A 17,129-nucleotide genomic window follows, 5' to 3' on the forward strand; every position below is an offset into this window, starting at 1 on the left:
GATATGGAATTTTGGTTAATTGTAAGTAAATTAATTGTCTTTATATATATTGTGTTTAGTTACATGTATTTAAATGTAGAGAACTTACCATGGATTATACTTACTTTGCTTTTATATCTTTCTGTAAACGTGCTGATCTCTATATTTAAAACAGATACGTACAAAAACATATTAACTTGCGTATCAATTGGTCTAGTTATGTTATTTACATGGAAGATTCATTCGTTCTTTATTTTATTTTTACCATTGAACTTATATGAACTTATATTCCGTTATATAGAGAAGAAATGGAAACTCTTCATCATGATGATGATTCCTATTATATTTACAGATGAAAGTATTCGAATGACATATGGATTAATTGTTGCATTTTCTTTTCTCGTATTAACCATGGCAGAACGGTATATATCGCGTGTATTAAAACTTGAATCACAAAATGATCAGATGCGAAAAGATATGCAGCGATTGACGAAAAGCTTACATGAAAATAAAGAGTATATAAGGCAATCAGAATACACATTTAAGTTAGAAGAGAGAAATCGACTTTCTCAAGAAATTCATGATAAAATTGGTCATTCGATGACGGGTGCGCTAATTCAAATGGAAGCAGCAAAGAGATTAATGGCGATAGATAAAGAGAAATCTGCTGAGTTATTACAAAATGCAATTCATATTTCGAAAGATGGAATTGAAAGCATTCGGATTACATTAAAAAATATGAAACCACCAACTGAGCAAATTGGTATTCATCGTATGAAATTATTCATAGAGGAATTTGCCGGTAAGCATGATGTGAATATTCCTTTCGTTTATAAAGGGAACTTAGATATGATTTCACCGATTCAGTGGAAGATTATCGGTGAAAATGTTACGGAGGCATTAACAAATGCGATGAAATATGCTGATGCGACAGTCATTTCAATCGATATTCATGTACTTAACAAGATGGTGAAAGTGCAAGTGAAGGATAATGGAAAAGGTGCAACACTTGTTAAAAAAGGTCTCGGGATTATGGGGATGGAGGAACGAACGGCGTCTGTAAATGGTAAAATTATTGTAGATGGAACAAGTGGTTTTTCAGTAACAATGTTGCTACCGATATGAGGATGAATCATCTCATATGAAAAAAGTGAATAATCTCATGTGAAAAGAATGAACTTCTGCACTGAGCAGGTTCATTCTTTTTGTTTATACTAAAAGCAGAGAAACCGAAATAGGGGTGAAACGATGAATACTTTAGAAATTAAAAATTTAACGAAAAAATTTGGTGATTTCATCGCAGTTGATAATATGTCTTTATCTATTAAAGAAGGAGAAATATTTGGCTTTTTAGGATCGAATGGTGCTGGTAAGAGTACGACAATCAACATGATTGCTGGTTTGTTAAGAAGTAATGAAGGTGAAATTAGCATACTAGGAAAAAATATAAAGAAACATAATCGATTTGCGAAGATGAATATCGGTATCGTTCCGCAAGATATTGCAATTTATGAAGAGTTAACAGCTTATGAAAATGTGAAATTCTTTGCTGGATTGTACGGATTACGAGGAGCGGAATTAAAAGCTAGGGTCGAGGAAGCTCTTCAATTTGTAGGACTTAGCGATAAACAGAAAAGCTATCCAAAGAACTTTTCTGGTGGGATGAAGCGAAGACTGAATATCGCTTGTGCAATTGCTCATAGACCGAAGTTAATTATTATGGATGAGCCGACAGTTGGAATTGATCCACAGTCAAGAAATTATATCCTGCAGTCTGTTCGGAAATTAAACGAAATGGGAAGTACGATTATTTATACGAGTCACTATATGGAAGAGGTAGAAGAGATTTGTACGAAAATAGCGATAGTAGATCACGGTAAAGTGATTGCAGAAGGAACGAAAGAGCAGTTAAAAGCGATTATTACTGATACGAAAGATATTTGGATTGAAGTGAAATCGGTAGAGAATTTAGATGTAGAAAAATTAAAAGAGATAAACGGTGTGAAAGCTGTTCAAATTGAAGAGAACGTAATTAAAGTAAATTCTGATGCAGGATTAAATAATTTAAATAAAATTGTTCAGCACTTCATCAATCATGACATTGAAATCCGTTCGTTAGAGGAGCAGGCTCCTAACTTAGAAACGGTATTCCTTACGTTGACTGGTAGAAACTTACGAGATAAATAAACGGTAAATGAAGAAAAGGTAAAGGGAGGTTCATCAATTGAACATCTTCAATATTGCAATTATGCATATGAAAAGAGATTTCAGAGACGTAAGAACTTTAGTTTTTATGTTAGCATTTCCGATTGTGCTTATGCTTGTATTAGGAACAGCATTAACAAACGCATTTAATAGTGATAGTCATTCGATTAAAGATATACAAGTGCTATATAAGGATGAAGCAAGTAGCACGTTTTCTCAAACGTTTGAAGCATTTGCGAAAGAAGTTGATAAATCGGGTATTCATTTTAAAAAAGCTTCTGAAGGTATAGATGGGAAGGAAGCGGTGAAGCAAAATAAATATGCTGCTTATGTAGAACTAAAGAAAGATGGTGCGAAATTTTACGGAAGTGACAAAAGTAGTATTGAGGGAAGTATTGTGGAAGGCATGCTAACAACATTTGTTGATAAGTACAATGTAGCAGCCGAAGTTACAAAAGTTAATCCTAGTAAGGTGAGCGCAGTTATTTCAAATGGAAATCATAATGATTATATAAAAGAAACATCTTTACAAGCTGCGAATAAACCGGGTTCTATGGATTACTATGCGGTTGTAATGACGACGATGATTGCACTGTACGCTGCGATGGGAGCAAGTTTTCTAATTCGAGGCGAACGAATACGTAAAACAGGAGATCGCCTTATTGCTGCACCTATAAGTAAGGCTGAAATTTTCATTGGGAAAGTGCTTGGTAGTCTTGTAGCAAACGCCCTGTGCATATTGCTCGTCATGTTATTTAGTAAATTTGTCTTTCAAGCGAATTGGGGCGATCATCTTGGAATCATATTTCTTATTTTATTAACAGAAGTCTTTCTAGCAATTAGCTTCGGTTTAGGGATTGGATATATTACAAAAACACCTGAAGCGTCTAGAGCAATTATTATGGTGGTAGTGCAATTAGCTTCTATTTTTGGCGGGGCATACTTCGTAGTAGAAGAAAATTTCGTTACGAATTTATCACCATTAACGTGGGCAAACACAGCTGTTATGAAAATTATTTATGCGAATGATGTAGGGGCAGCACTACCAGTCATTTCTTTAAATATTGGAATATCAGCACTCTTTTTATTAATTGCAATTATTGCATTACGTAGACGGGAGGGGCTATAGTATGAAAGATATTTTATGGCTCATACAAAAAACGTTATCTGTACTTTTGAAAAATAAAAAAAGCTTATTCATTATTATTAGTTTGCCAATAATCGGAACGCTTATCTCTTTTTCGATATACGGAAATGCAGGGCAAGGATCGTTAAATATAGGGATTATAAATAAAGAAAACGAGCCGATAGCAAACGATACGATAAAGTTTTTAGAAGGATTAAATCATGTGAATGTGAGTAAGGTGAAGGAGTCTGAAGTAGAGGATAAACTCACTTCCAAAAAACTTGATGGAGTTATTACATTAGCTTCTGGTTTTTCAAAAAGTGTTCGAGAAGGAAAGCCAGACCATATAGAAGTTGCATCGATTAAAGGTGATCAAGTAACGGGGTTTATAAAATCATATTTATACAACTATATAGATAATGTAGCAGCTATTAGTAAAGTAGCAGGAACAGATCAAAGTGCATTTAATAGTATGTACGCAGGGTATCAAAAAAGTTCATTTAAAATGAAAACGGAGACGCTAGAAGATACATCGAAAAATAAAGATATGACAAATCAAACGATGGGTTATCTTATTATGTTTATGCTGTTTTCAGCAGTGAACTTATCAGGATTTATTTTAAAAGAAAAAGAGAATAGAACGTACTTTAGATTATTATCAACACCAATTGACGGAAAGAAATTTATATTGTCCAACGTCGCGGTAAATATGATGATATTAACATTGCAAATTGTCATTGCAGTATTATTTCTGACGAATGTTTTTCATACAAATATTAATATGCCTTTCATAGTAATGATTGGTGTGCTAATGATCTTTGCCTTAATTGCAATTGGTTTATCATTAGTTATTGTGTCGTTCTCAAAAAGTTCAGCTGCTTCAAATGCAATGCAAAATTTAATGATAGTACCAACATGTTTGCTTGCTGGATGTTATTTCCCGTACGACATTATGCCAAAGGCGGTACAAAAAGTAGCTGATTTTCTTCCGCAGCGTTGGTTATTAGATACGATAGCAAAACTACAACAGGGAATACCGTTCTCAGAGTTGTATTTAAACATATTAATCTTATTTGCTTTTGCAATTGCATTCTTCTTAATTGCGATTTATAAATTTGGAAGAAATAATGATGCGAGGAACTTTGTTTAATATAAAAAAGGGTGTGACGTTAAGTCACATCCTTTTTTGTATGAAGCATGAAATCTAAATTTGAATGACAAAATAGAAAGGCGGAAAGAAAACGAGCGGAAGGAAATTAAAATGATTAAAAAAATATTGCGAGTTACTTCTATTATTATTGCTATTTTCGTTTTTATTTTAATTTGGATGCATATTGACGTTACCTTAGGAAGGAAAATGGAAGCTGGGAAAAACATGCCGACAGAGTATGCACCTCATCATAGTGACTTTCAATTATATGTAGAAGGGAAGTCTTTTTATAAACAATTATTTACTGATATAAGAGAAGCCAAAAGCTCCATTTACACGTATTTCTTCATTTTGTCGGATGATAAAAGTAGCCATACTTTTTTAAATTTATTAAAAGAGAAGGCAAAAGAAGGAGTAAACGTCTATTTATCAGTGGATCGCATTAATGATTTATCATTTGAAAGAAAGATGATAAATGAATTGCGGGAAAGTGGTGTACATTTTACGTATAGTAGAAAACCTGAATTACCATTCGGGTTTTATTCACTTCACCATCGTAATCATCGCCGTATTACGACAATTGATGGGGAGATTGGTTATACGGGTGGTTTTAATATAGGGGATGAGTACTTAGGGAAAGATAAACACTTTGGGTACTGGCGAGACTATCATGTACGGATAAAAGGAGAAGGCGCAAAAGATTTAGAAGAACAATTTGCTTTAGATTGGAAACGAGATACGAAAGAAGAGATAAAGAGGAGTACGAATAAAGCTAGTAAAGGGAATACATTACATACTATGACGAGTTACAATGGGCATTACGTTGCTAAAAAATATATAGAGCTCATTAAACAAGCTCAGCACTCCATTGTAATTGCAACGCCGTATTTTATAGCGAAAAATAAAGAATCAATGAATGCTTTAATTGCAGCACAAAAGCGTGGTGTTACAGTAAAAATACTTTGGTCATATAAACCAGATTTACCTCTTATAAAAGAAGCGGCGTATCCATATATACGTCAAGCTGTTAATAATGGGATTACTGTATATGGGTATAAAAAAGGAATGTTCCATGGAAAATTAATGCTTATTGATAATGAATTAACCGTTATTGGCACAACAAACTTTACTTCGCGTAGCTTCAATATAAATGATGAAATGAATTTTTATATTCATGGCGGTCCTATTGTAGGGCAAGTTAATAAGGCGTTAACAGAGGATTTTCGTGATTCAAAAGAAATGAGGAAAGAATTTTTTGAGAAGTTATCTTTTTGGGATCGTTGTAAGGAGAAATTTGCGGGATGGGTTGATTTTTATTTGTGATGATAAAGGAAGAAAGGGTGTCTAGAAAAGACGCCCTTTTTTGATGGGAAATAATTATTTTTCATGCACAAGCAATGAAGCATCATCATTAATCAACGTCCCCACATGTTCACCTAAGCAAATTCTTTTCATTACTCCAGGCTCATCAAAGTTAAAGACGTGTGCTGGTAAATTATAATCACGGGCAAGCAATAAAGCAGCTTGATCCATTACTTGAATGTTTTGCCTAACAACATCGTTATAGTTTAGTTTTCGATACATTTTTGCTGATTTATTATGCTTTGGATCACTAGTAAAAACGCCGTCGACTCCTTGTTTTGCAACTAATATGGCGTCACTATTCATTTCAATAGCCCTTTGAACACTTGGGTAATCTGTCGTAACGAACGGTTGCCCGTTACCACCTCCAAAAATAACGATATACCCGTTATCTAAATGGTGGACTGCACGCAAGCGAATGTATGGTTCAGCTACAGCATTAAACGGGATGGAAGTCATAACGCGCACTTCTGTATTTGTTTTACTTGTTAAAACGCCGCGTAGCATTAAGCTGTTAATGATTGTACCTAACGTACCGATATTGTCAGCTTCTACACGATCGATTCCCCATTCTTCCGCTAGATGACCTCTAAAAATGTTCCCGCCACCGATGACGATGGATACTTCGATACCTAAATCAACAATGGATAAAATTTCGTTTGCGATATGTTCTAATCGTTTGGAGTTAAAGCTATTTCCGGTTTGATCGGCAAGTGCACCGCCGCTTAATTTAATTAAGACACGTTTATATGGCCTCATAACAATTCCCCCTATATAGATCGCAATAAAAAAGGAACAAAGGCAAATGCCTTTGTTCCTTTTTAAGAAAATGAAAAAGAAAAGAAGAAGATAGAACGAATTTTTGCACATAATTTTTCATATCATCCACTCCTTTTCATTTTGATTTGTTGTAAGTATATATCTTTTTGATTATACGAAACAATCTGATTACTTATCAAGTATATTTTATAGTTTTTTAACAAAATGGTGTCAATGAAAAAAAGAAGAAAAATATTCGAATTTTTTGTGACGAACTTGTAGGTTTTTGTATGATTTTGTAGGTTCGCTTATAAGATGTGTGAGTAGCTTTTATAAATTCAAATTGAAAGCGTTCGCATGAAGGGGATGAACATAAATGAAAAAATTCGGATTGGCAACACAAATTTTTGTCGCGCTTGTTTTAGGGATTGTAGTAGGGGCAGTCTTTTATGGCAATAAAACGGCGATTTCTTATATCACACCAATTGGGGATATATTTATTCACTTAATTAAGATGATTGTAGTACCAATTGTTATTTCAGCATTAATTGTTGCAGTAGCTGGTGTAGGAGATATGAAAAAGCTTGGGAAACTAGGCGGTAAGACAATTCTTTATTTCGAAATTATTACGACGATTGCTATTTTAATGGGATTACTTGCGGCAAATATATTCCAACCGGGTACTGGCGTTGATATGAATAACTTACAGCAAAGTGATATTTCTTCTTATAAACAAACAGCCGATGCAACCGAGAAGAAAGGTTTTGCTGATACAATTGTTCACATTGTACCAAAAAACGTATTTGAATCGATTGCACAAGGTGACTTATTACCGATTATTTTCTTCTCAGTATTATTCGGTTTAGGAGTTGCGGCAATTGGGGAAAAAGGAAAGCCTGTCTTTAACTTCTTTGAAGGTGTACTCGAAGCGATGTTTTGGGTTACAAATCAAGTTATGAAATTTGCACCATTTGGTGTATTCGCATTAATTGCGGTTACGGTTGCAAAATTTGGTGTAGCAACATTACTTCCTTTAGGAAAACTAGTGCTAGCTGTATACGTAACTGTTATACTATTCGTTGTGATTGTATTAGGTATTAATGCACGAATGGTTGGCGTAAATATTTTTACATTAATGAAAATTTTAAAAGAAGAACTAATTCTTTCATTTACGACAGCAAGTTCAGAAGCTGTTTTACCTAATATAATGAGAAAAATGGAAGAGTTCGGTTGTCCAAAGGCAGTTGCCTCTTTCGTAATTCCGACAGGTTATACATTTAACTTGACTGGATCGGCTATTTATCAAGCGTTAGCGGCATTATTTGTTGCACAAATGTACGGTGTGCACATGTCACTGACAGAGCAAATAACGTTATTATTCGTTCTCATGTTAACATCCAAAGGTATGGCGGGAGTTCCAGGTGCATCGTTCGTTGTTGTATTAGCAACGTTAGGTTCAATGGGATTACCACTAGAAGGTATCGCGTTAATTGCGGGAATTGACCGCATTTTAGATATGATTCGCTCATCTGTCAATGTATTAGGAAATGCATTAGCGGCCATTGTTATGTCGAAGTGGGAAGGCGAATTCGATAATGAGAAAGCAAAACAATATGTAGAAACAGTCAAAGAAACAAAAGCAGCATAAGAAATCGTTAAGGAGTGAATAAGTATGGCAACATTAACTGAAGTTAAAAATGGTGTTCGAATTGAAAAAGACTTTTTAGGTGAAAAAGAAGTACCAAACTATGCATACTACGGCGTACAAACAATGCGTGCAGTTGAAAACTTTCCAATTACAGGATACAAAATCCATGAAGGTTTAATTAGAGCGTTCGCAGTTGTAAAAAAAGCTGCAGCGCTTGCGAATACAGATGTAGGAAGATTGGAATTGAACAAGGGTGGCGCGATCGCAGAAGCTGCTCAAGAAATTCTCGATGGAAAATGGCATGATCATTTTATCGTAGATCCAATCCAAGGCGGAGCAGGTACTTCAATGAACATGAATGCAAATGAAGTCATTGCCAATCGTGCGCTTGAATTATTAGGGATGGAAAAGGGAGACTATCATTATATTAGTCCAAATAGTCATGTAAACATGGCACAATCAACAAACGATGCATTCCCAACGGCGATTCATATCGCAACATTAAACGCATTAGAAGGTTTATTACAAACGATGGGTTATATGCACGATGTATTTGAATTAAAAGCAGAACAGTTCGATCATGTGATTAAAATGGGTCGTACACATTTACAAGATGCTGTGCCAATTCGTCTTGGACAAGAATTTAAAGCATACTCTCGTGTACTTGAACGTGATATGAAACGAATTCAGCAATCACGTCAACACTTATATGAAGTGAACATGGGGGCAACTGCAGTTGGTACAGGTTTAAATGCAGATCCAGAATATATTGAAGCAGTTGTAAAACATTTAGCTGCAATTAGTGAACTACCACTTGTTGGTGCAGAAGACTTAGTAGATGCAACGCAAAATACGGATGCATACACAGAAGTATCAGCAGCACTTAAAGTATGTATGATGAATATGTCTAAAATTGCAAATGACCTTCGCTTAATGGCATCAGGTCCACGCGTTGGCTTAGCGGAAATTATGCTACCAGCTCGTCAACCAGGTTCATCTATTATGCCAGGAAAAGTAAATCCTGTTATGCCAGAAGTAATTAATCAAATTGCGTTCCAAGTCATTGGTAACGACCATACAATTTGCCTTGCTTCAGAAGCAGGACAATTAGAATTAAACGTTATGGAACCAGTACTTGTTTTCAACTTACTTCAATCAATTAGTATTATGAATAACGGTTTCCGTGCCTTTACAGACAATTGCTTAAAAGGAATTGAAGCGAATGAAGATCGCTTAAAAGAGTATGTTGAGAAGAGTGTAGGAATTATTACAGCCGTGAACCCTCATATCGGTTATGAAGCAGCAGCTCGCGTTGCGAAAGAAGCAATCGCGACAGGGCAATCCGTTCGAGAACTTTGTGTGAAAAATGGTGTACTGTCACAAGAAGACTTAGAATTAATTCTAGATCCATTCGAAATGACACACCCAGGGATTGCAGGAGCAACTCTTTTAAAGAAAAATTAAAAGAAGAGGGGGGACAAGCCCCTCTTTTTTGTTTACAATATAGAAATGCTATATATGAATAGAGGTAGGGATGTTATGAGCAAGTTTACAGTAGCTTCTAATGGTTCATTAGAAACGACATTAAGAGGAGTAGAAGTATTATCAACACCGCTTTTAAATAAAGGGGTCGCTTTCACGCAAGAAGAAAGAGAAGAATTAGGTTTAAAAGGGTTATTACCGCCAGCAGTTTTAACATTGGAAGAACAAGCACGCCGAGCATACGAACAATTTTGTTCTCAGCCGGATGATTTATTAAAGAATGTATACTTAACAGCGTTACATGATCGAAATGAAGTATTATTTTATCGTATTTTAACAGATCATTTACGCGAAATGTTACCAATCGTATATACACCAACTGTTGGTGTAGCGATTCAAAGATATAGTCATGAATATCGTAAACCACGAGGTGTGTATTTATCAATTAACGATCCGTCAGGTATTGAAGAAGCGTTTGCCAATATTGGTGCAACAGCAGAAAATATTGATTTAGTCGTTGTAACAGATGGAGAAGGTATATTAGGAATTGGTGACTGGGGCGTTGGTGGTATTAACATCGCAATCGGAAAATTAGCTGTTTATACGGCAGCAGTTGGAATCGATCCTAGCCGCGTATTACCGGTAATTTTAGATGTAGGTACAAATCGTGAAGAATTATTAGACAATCCATTTTATATTGGAAATCGTCATCCTCGTATAACTGGTGAAGCTTACGATGAATTTATTGATACGTTTGTACAAGCGGTAAGTAACCAATTCCCGAAAGCACTTTTACATTGGGAAGACTTTAGTTCTAGAAATGCACGAAAAATTCTAGATAAATATCGTCATGATATTTGTACGTTTAATGATGATATTCAAGGTACAGGTGCAGTTTCACTTGCTGCTGTGCTATCGGCAGTGAAAGCTTCGGGTGTACCACTAAGTGAACACCGCGTTGTTGTATTTGGTGCTGGTACGGCTGGAATCGGTATCGCAGATCAAGTTAGAGATGCAATGGTCCGCGTAGGTGTATCAGAAGAAGAATCGTATAAGCGTTTCTGGTGTATTGATCGTAACGGATTAGTTACAGATAATATGAAAGATCTTCTTGATTTCCAAATTCCGTATGCAAGAAAAGAAGCGGAAGTAAGTGAGTGGAAGCAAAATGGTGTAATCGGACTTGCTGAAGTTGTGAAACATGTAAAACCGACAATTTTAATCGGTACATCAACTGTTGCAGGCGCATTTAAAGAAGAGATTGTTAAAGAAATGGCTTCTCACGTAGAAAGACCAATCATTTTACCGATGTCGAACCCGACGCCACTTGCTGAAGCAAAACCAGCGGATTTAATCAAGTGGACAGAAGGAAGAGCGTTAGTTGCAACAGGAAGTCCATTTGAACCAGTTACATATAACGGTGTAACGTATGTGATTGGACAATCAAATAATGCACTTATTTTCCCAGGTCTTGGTCTTGGAACAATTGTCGTACGTGCAAGCGTTATGACGGATGGAATGTTCGCAGCAGCAGCTGAAGCAGTTGCAAGTATGGTGGACACAAGTCAGCCAGGAGCACCTATTTTGCCAGAAGTTGAAGAATTACGTAATATCTCGGAAATGGTAGCAATTGAAGTAGCGAAAGTTGCTGTTGCAGAAGGTGTAGCTAGAGAGAACTTAAGTGATAACGATATTAAGATTGCAGTGAAAGAAGCAATCTGGGAGCCTGAGTATCGCCAAATAAAAGCGGTAGAAAAGGTTAGAATATAGAAATAAAGCCCGTTTATAATATAAGCGGGCTTTCACTTTTATTACTGAAAAAAAGAGTATAGGAAGTGGCACCTTTGAGTTGGAATCAATTATGGAAGAAAGATATATCCCTTTTAATTATATTAATGGTAGTTGTTCCGATTGCAGGAGAGCTTAATTTTCATCCTTTTAATGATACGTTTCGGGTTAGCTTTGGGACGCCGTTATTCTTCTTTTTATTACTATTTTTAAGAAGAATACCAGCAGCTGCTGCAGGTATTCTTGTCGGTATATGTGTAGTCTTATTCCGCGTATGCCTTGACTGGGTCATGCAAGGCTCATTTCATATGACAGAATCATTTTATTTGCGTTATCCTGTGTTCTTTTATTATTTTATTTATGGAAGTCTTTTTTCACTTTGTAGGGTGAATAAGTTTCATCAGAAGCCAATTGTTATTGGGTGCCTTGGAATTTCAATTGAAATTGTTGCAAGTATGTCGGAACTTGCGTTTTATCACATGTTAGTACTAGGTACAACAATAACAATTTCTGAAGTAAATAAACTCATCATTATTGCTATTTTCCGTAGCTTCTTTGCACTTGGCTTTTTAAATATGATGAATTTATATGAAACGAAATTAAAAGAATCACAAGTTCGAAAAGAAAATGAAAAAATGTTCATGCACCTTTCAAATTTATATGTAGAATCTGTTCATTTGAAAAAAACGTTACAAAATGCAGAATTAATTACACAAGAAGCGTATCAATTATATCGGAATTTACAAGCGAATGATGATTCCAGCAGTAAAACAGCATTGAAAATAGCAGGAGAAGTGCACGAAATAAAAAAGGATAATCAAAGGATTTTTGCAGGATTATCTAAACTGTTATTAGATAAAAATGTGGCTGAGTATGTAGAAGGTCATGAGCTTACAGAAATGATTGTAAGAATAAATGAAAAGTATGCTGAAATGTTAGAGAAAGATATACGTTTTTCTAAACATATAGAAGGTGAACACGCTGCATATCACGTGTATACAGTGCTATCAATTTTTAATAACTTAGTTGCGAATGCAGTTGAAGCAATTGAAGATAGAGGTCTCATTCGTATTAAGTTATATAAACGAGAAAAAAATGTAATCTTTGAAGTGATTGACGATGGCCCTGGTATTGCACAAAAGTATAAGAAATTAGTATTTAAGCCCGGGTTTACTTCAAAGTATGATCAAACAGGAACACCGTCCACAGGTATTGGACTTTCTTACATAGATGAAATGGTAACAGAGCTCGGCGGAGAAGTAAGGTTAGAAGACAATGAAAATGGGAACGGGTGTAAGTTTATCGTTTGTTTACCGGAGTGCAGTTTAAAGCGGGAAGGGGAATAGGTTTGTTTTATTATATTGTAGATGATGATGAAGTTTTCCGTTCGATGCTTTCGCAAATTATTGAGGATGGCGATCTTGGGGAAGTAATTGGAGAATCGGAAGATGGAGCGTTTATTGAAGCAGAACAGTTAAATTATAAAAAAGTGGACATTTTATTTATTGATTTACTAATGCCGATGAGAGACGGCATTGAAACAGTTCGCCATATAGCATCTTCATTTACTGGGAAAATTGTTATGATTTCCCAAGTTGAATCGAAGCAGCTCATTGGTGAGGCATATACACTTGGTGTGGAATATTATATTACAAAACCACTAAACAAAATAGAAGTAGTATCTGTTGTACGAAAAGTGATAGAACGTATTCGTTTGGAACGTTCTATATATGACATTCAAAAATCATTGAATAATGTGTTTCAGTGGGAAAAGCCGCAAATGCGTAGTGAAACAGTGCAAGAAGGGAAAAAGATATCAGATTCAGGACGCTTCTTACTATCAGAACTCGGTATTGCGGGAGAGAATGGAAGTAAAGATTTACTTAGTATGCTGGAATATTTATATGGACAAGAAAAGGCGCAAACATTTGAGTTTGGATTTCCTGCTTTAAAAGATATCTTTCACCAAATAACAGTAAAAAAATTAGGGGAACTAGCTTCAGATGCAGATATAGAGAAAGAGAGAAAAGCATCTGAACAACGTGTAAGAAGAGCAATTTATCAATCATTAAATCATTTAGCTTCCCTTGGACTAACAGACTTTTCAAATCCGAAATTTGAAAGTTATGCTCCGAAGTTTTTTGATTTCACTGTAGTTAGAAAACGGATGACAGAAATGACAAAGGATGGGGTAGCGACTTCTGGCCATATACGAATTAATACGAAAAAATTTATTCAAGTGTTGTATTTTGAGGCGAAACGACTGATGGAGATAGAGTGAAAAGGTGCTTATAAATAAGCATCTTTTTTTGTTAAATCAACATTTTATATTTTCTCGTGAAGCATGTAAAATGTTAAGTAAGAGAAAATGGTTTTACATTAAGGAAGTGTCAAAACAATGAGTTTTACATTAAATAAATCGATTATTAAAGAAGTATGCGGAGAAACCTCATATAAAAGAGGCGAAGCTTATTATAAATCAAATAAAGTAATCGTGAATTACTATGATGAAACGAAAGAAATTTGTGAGGCGACGGTAAAAGGGAACGAGGATTTCCATGTTACAGTAAAAAAAGCTAAGAAAGGTGATGTTGTTGCGAGATGTAGTTGTCCTTCGTTAGCATCTTTCCAAACGTACTGTCAACATGTTGCAGCTGTATTGATACAAATAAATTATAACCAGCAAACGGGTGGAATGGGCTCTGTTAGTAGCAGAAATGATCAATTAACAAACGGGATGTTTCAGTTGTTTGCAGATAAACCACTGAGGCCAAAAAGTAAACAACATCGGTTTGATACACGTGAAATATTAGATGTTGCGTTTATATGTTTACCAGTAGCGACGAAAAGCGGTGGGGCTCTTCTTGGAATTCAGTTAAAACTTGCGAAAACATATTTTATAAATCATATTAGAGAATTTCTTTCTAAAGTGGAGAAGAGAGAGACTTTTCATTGTTCCAATGAATTTACATATACGCCAGATGTACACAGTTTTAAACAAGAAACAGACGCGATTATACAACAACTCATTAAAATATATCATAATGAAAAAATGTATGAAGATGCACTAGAAGTACATGCGAAACAAGATGAAAGTATGATATTTATACCGCCAGCTTCGTGGAATGATATGCTCTCTGCACTTTCTAGAGCCGAGTATGTACAGCTAAAACAAAATGAGCAACTGTTTCAGGGATTACACATTTCAAAAGGGTTATTGCCATTACATTTTGAGTTTACGAAAGGGAATAATGGCGGGTTTACCCTTCATATAGACGGTCTAAATCGTGTTCGAGTTATGGAGATGTATAACAACGCTCTTTACGATGGGAAATTATATCATTTACCCATGGAAGATTGTATGCGACTTATTGAATTACAAAAGATGATGAGTCGCTCAAATAGCAATCAGTTTTATATTCCTGAAAATAAGATGGAACATTTCGTAGCGAAAGTTGTGCCTGGATTAATGAAACTTGGAACAGTGCGCATTGATGAAGTAATATCCGATCGTGTTGAAACGCCGTTGCTAAAAGCAAAGCTGTATTTAGATCGAGTAAAAAATCGTTTGCTAGCAGGGCTCGAATTCCATTATGGAAACGTCGTGATAAATCCGCTAGAAGAAGACGGGCAACCTTCTGTTTTTAATCGTGATGAGAAAAAGGAAAAAGAGATTTTAGACATTATGAGTGAAAGTGCTTTTGCGAAAACAGAAGGTGGCTACTTTATGCATAATGAAGAAGCTGAGTATAACTTTTTATATCACATCGTTCCAACGTTAAAAGGTTTAGTTGATATTTACGCGACAACAGCAATCAAATTACGTATTCATAAAGGGGATACAGCGCCACTTATTAGAGTGAGAAGAAAAGAAAGAATTGATTGGTTATCATTTCGTTTTGATATAAAAGGAATACCGGAAGCGGAAATTAAAGGTGTGTTAGTGGCTCTGGAAGAGAAACGCAAATATTACCGACTAGCGAATGGTTCTTTATTATCACTAGAGAGTAAAGAGTTTAATGAAATTAATCAGTTTGTAAAAGAATCAGGTATTCGAAAAGAATTTTTACGTGGGGAAGAAGTGAATGTTCCGCTCATTCGAAGTGTAAAATGGATGAACGGACTTCATGAAGGTAATGTTTTAAGTTTAGATGAGTCTGTGCAAGATCTAGTGGAAAGTATTCAAAATCCGAAAAAATTAAAGTTTACAGTGCCACAAACTTTACATGCTGTAATGAGAGAGTATCAAGTATACGGATTTGAGTGGATGAAGACACTCGCCTATTACCGTTTTGGCGGTATTTTAGCAGACGATATGGGACTTGGAAAAACGCTGCAAAGTATTGCTTATATAGATTCTGTTCTGTCTGAAATTCGAGAGAAGAAGCTGCCTATATTAGTCGTTTCTCCATCGTCTCTAGTTTACAACTGGTTAAGCGAGTTGAAAAAATTCGCGCCGCATATTAGAGCGGTTATTGCAGATGGAAATCAAACAGAACGACGAAAAATTTTAAAAGACGTAGCGGAATTTGATGTCGTCATTACGTCATATCCATTACTGAGAAGAGATGTAAGATCGTATGCGAGGCCGTTTCACACACTATTTCTGGATGAAGCACAGGCGTTTAAAAATCCGACAACGCAAACTGCAAGAGCAGTGAAAACAATTCAAGCTGAATATCGTTTCGGACTAACGGGAACGCCTGTAGAAAATTCATTAGAAGAGCTATGGTCTATCTTTCACGTCGTATTTCCAGAATTATTACCAGGAAGAAAAGAATTCGGTGATTTAAGGCGTGAAGATATTGCGAAGCGCGTAAAACCGTTCGTATTAAGACGACTAAAAGAAGATGTATTACAGGAGCTTCCAGATAAAATAGAGCACTTACAGTCATCGGAGTTATTACCAGATCAAAAGAGACTATATGCTGCTTATTTAGCGAAATTAAGGGAAGAAACGTTAAAACATTTAGACAAAGATACGTTACGTAAAAATAAAATTAGAATTTTAGCCGGCTTAACGAGATTACGACAAATTTGTTGTCATCCCGCTTTATTCGTTGATGATTACAAGGGAAGTTCAGCTAAATTTGAGCAACTGTTAGACATATTAGAGGAATGTAGAAGTACTGGTAAGAGAATTTTAATCTTTTCTCAATTTACGAAGATGCTGTCCATTATTGGTCGTGAATTAAATCGTCAAGCGATTCCATACTTTTATTTAGACGGAAATACACCTTCGCAAGAACGTGTAGAACTATGTAATCGATTTAACGAAGGAGAAGGGGATCTATTCCTCATTTCTTTAAAAGCTGGTGGTACGGGGCTTAACTTAACGGGTGCCGATACGGTTATATTATACGATTTATGGTGGAATCCAGCTGTTGAACAACAAGCAGCAGATCGGGCATATCGGATGGGACAGAAAAATACGGTACAAGTTATTAAATTAGTAGCACACGGAACAATCGAGGAAAAAATGCATGAACTGCAAGAAAGTAAGAAACATTTAATTGCTGAAGTGATTGAGCCGGGAGAAGAGAAATTATCATCAATCACGGAGGAAGAAATACGAGATATTTTAATGATTTAATAAAAAAGCTATGCTTTCACATGTATGAGAGCATAGC

The 17,129-nt window shown here is 35.5% G+C and carries 12 protein-coding genes; 11 read left to right on the plus strand and 1 reads right to left on the minus strand.

Features of this window, described 5'->3' with window-relative positions:
- Positions 1–3 precede the first annotated feature (3 nt).
- The 5 genes from MR070_RS06540 (at position 4) to MR070_RS06560 (ending at position 5,783) form a co-directional block, all read left to right on the plus strand.
- Positions 4–1,104, plus strand: coding sequence for a sensor histidine kinase (locus tag MR070_RS06540; protein ID WP_242260829.1), 1,101 nt, complete (start codon positions 4–6; stop codon positions 1,102–1,104).
- 123 nt (positions 1,105–1,227) lie between these two features.
- Positions 1,228–2,166 carry an ABC transporter ATP-binding protein gene (locus MR070_RS06545; RefSeq protein WP_001093819.1) on the plus strand — a complete coding sequence of 313 codons (939 nt, stop codon included), beginning with the start codon at positions 1,228–1,230 and terminating at the stop codon, positions 2,164–2,166.
- A gap of 37 nt (positions 2,167–2,203) precedes the next feature.
- On the plus strand, positions 2,204–3,313 hold the full coding sequence (locus tag MR070_RS06550; protein WP_242260831.1) for an ABC transporter permease: 1,110 nt from the start codon (positions 2,204–2,206) through the stop codon (positions 3,311–3,313).
- A 1-nt stretch (position 3,314) separates the two neighbouring features.
- The gene (locus MR070_RS06555) at positions 3,315–4,460 is read left to right on the plus strand and encodes an ABC transporter permease (RefSeq protein WP_242260833.1); all 1,146 of its coding nucleotides are present in this window, start codon (positions 3,315–3,317) and stop codon (positions 4,458–4,460) included.
- Positions 4,461–4,571: 111 nt separating this feature from the next.
- Entirely contained in the window at positions 4,572–5,783 is a 1,212-nt protein-coding gene (locus tag MR070_RS06560; RefSeq protein WP_242260834.1) for a phospholipase D-like domain-containing protein, read from the plus strand.
- Between the two features lie 54 nt (positions 5,784–5,837).
- Here MR070_RS06560 and pyrH read toward each other — a convergent pair whose 3' ends face one another.
- The gene (pyrH, locus tag MR070_RS06565) at positions 5,838–6,581 is read right to left on the minus strand and encodes a UMP kinase (RefSeq protein ID WP_001248063.1); all 744 of its coding nucleotides are present in this window, start codon (positions 6,579–6,581) and stop codon (positions 5,838–5,840) included.
- A 376-nt stretch (positions 6,582–6,957) separates the two neighbouring features.
- Between pyrH and MR070_RS06570 the strand changes: the two genes are divergently transcribed.
- The 6 genes from MR070_RS06570 (at position 6,958) to MR070_RS06595 (ending at position 17,092) form a co-directional block, all read left to right on the plus strand.
- The gene (locus tag MR070_RS06570) at positions 6,958–8,229 is read left to right on the plus strand and encodes a cation:dicarboxylate symporter family transporter (RefSeq protein ID WP_000713288.1); all 1,272 of its coding nucleotides are present in this window, start codon (positions 6,958–6,960) and stop codon (positions 8,227–8,229) included.
- Positions 8,230–8,253: 24 nt separating this feature from the next.
- Entirely contained in the window at positions 8,254–9,693 is a 1,440-nt protein-coding gene (gene aspA, locus MR070_RS06575) for an aspartate ammonia-lyase (protein WP_000224205.1), read from the plus strand.
- A 75-nt stretch (positions 9,694–9,768) separates the two neighbouring features.
- Positions 9,769–11,481: an oxaloacetate-decarboxylating malate dehydrogenase gene (malS, locus tag MR070_RS06580; protein WP_070807288.1), complete on the plus strand. Its 1,713-nt coding sequence runs from the start codon at positions 9,769–9,771 to the stop codon at positions 11,479–11,481.
- A 65-nt stretch (positions 11,482–11,546) separates the two neighbouring features.
- Entirely contained in the window at positions 11,547–12,845 is a 1,299-nt protein-coding gene (locus MR070_RS06585; RefSeq protein WP_080559663.1) for a sensor histidine kinase, read from the plus strand.
- Between the two features lie 2 nt (positions 12,846–12,847).
- Positions 12,848–13,780: a response regulator gene (locus MR070_RS06590; protein WP_242260836.1), complete on the plus strand. Its 933-nt coding sequence runs from the start codon at positions 12,848–12,850 to the stop codon at positions 13,778–13,780.
- Positions 13,781–13,897: 117 nt separating this feature from the next.
- Positions 13,898–17,092: an SNF2 helicase associated domain-containing protein gene (locus MR070_RS06595; protein ID WP_242260838.1), complete on the plus strand. Its 3,195-nt coding sequence runs from the start codon at positions 13,898–13,900 to the stop codon at positions 17,090–17,092.
- The last annotated feature ends 37 nt before the right edge of the window (positions 17,093–17,129 follow it).

Source organism: Bacillus cereus group sp. BfR-BA-01453, from assembly GCF_022662915.1.
In the GTDB taxonomy this organism is placed as follows: Bacteria; Bacillota; Bacilli; order Bacillales; family Bacillaceae_G; genus Bacillus_A; species Bacillus_A paranthracis.